The sequence below is a fragment of the Mycobacterium colombiense genome (genome assembly GCF_001665835.1).
GTDB lineage: Bacteria > Actinomycetota > Actinomycetes > Mycobacteriales > Mycobacteriaceae > Mycobacterium > Mycobacterium colombiense_A.
In genome coordinates, this window is the sequence record NZ_LZSX01000046.1 from 1 (window position 1) to 1,319 (window position 1,319).

Genomic DNA, 1,319 nt, shown 5'->3' on the forward strand with positions numbered 1-1,319 from the left:
GTGGCCGACGGGCTGCCGGAGGGCCATTTCGATGTGGTGGTGCTCAATTCGGTGGTGCAGTACTTCCCGAGTGCGGGGTATCTGCGTGACGTGATGTCAGTGGCGATGCGGTTGCTGGCACCGGGCGGAGCACTGTTCATCGGAGACGTGCGTAACCACAGTCTGCAGGGCGCGTTTCAGACCGGCATCGCACTGGCCCGCACCGCCGCCACCGATGCCGCCGAGATTCGTCAACGAGTTCAGCGCGCCATGCTTGGCGAAGCCGAATTACTGCTGGCCCCAGACTTTTTCACCACCTGGGCGGCCGACCAGCCGTCGGCGGTCGGGCTGGATATTGAAGTCAAACGCGGGATGGCCGACAACGAACTCAACCGGTACCGCTACGACGTCAGCATCCACAAAGCCCCGGCACCGGTTCGCTCACTGGCCACCGCAGACAGCTGGGCGTGGGCCCACTGCGCTGGCCTGGGCGGGCTGCACGACCGGTTGATATCCCAACGTCCCAACACTGTCCGCGTCACCGAGATCCCCCGCGCCGGACTGATCACCGACGTCCAAATCGAACACGCCCTCGCCGCCGAGCTACCGTTAGCCGACGCATTGGCTCGCGCCGACGGCGCCGATGCCGTTGTCCCCGAACAATTGCACCGCCTTGGTGAGGCCGCCGGATATCGCGTCGCGGTCACCTGGGGCGCTCAACCCGGCACCCTGGACGCCGTCTTCATCAACCCCGTCGATCCCCAGCGCCCCACCCCACCGCTGACCGATCTGTATGTGCCATCCGACGGGGCTCACCAACGCGGCACCCACGCCAATGACCCGCAGACCAACACCAAGATCGCCGCGGTGCGTCAGCAGTTGAGCGCGTGGTTGCCCGAATACATGGTGCCGACGCACATTGTGGTGCTCGACGAGTTCCCGTTGACGTCCTCGGGCAAGCTTGACCGGAAAGCCTTGCCGGCACCGGTGTTTGCCGCCACAGCCTTCCGGGCGCCTCAGACCGAGACCGAAAAAATCGTCGCCGCCGTGTTCGCCGAGGTGCTGGGGCTGGACCGGGTCGGGGTCGACGACTCCTTCTTCGATCTGGGTGGGGATTCGCTGTCGGCGATGCGTCTGATCGCGGCGGTCAACACCGGTCTGGATGCCGATCTTTCGGTGCGTGCGGTGTTCGAGGCGCCCACGGTTGCCCAGTTGGCACCGCGTATCGGTAAGGGCGGGGGCCTGGAGCCGCTGAAGCCGGTCGAGCGGCCGGCGGTGGTGCCGTTGTCGTTTGCCCAGGGCCGGTTGTGGTTTATCGACCAGTTGCAGGGGCCGTCACC

General features: G+C 66.0%; 1 protein-coding gene. It reads left to right on the forward strand.

Annotation, left to right across the window (positions count from 1 at the left end; genetic code table 11):
- The coding region (locus A5760_RS10935; protein ID WP_231122603.1) for a phosphopantetheine-binding protein at window positions 1-1,319 on the forward strand (1,319 nt) is incomplete at both ends.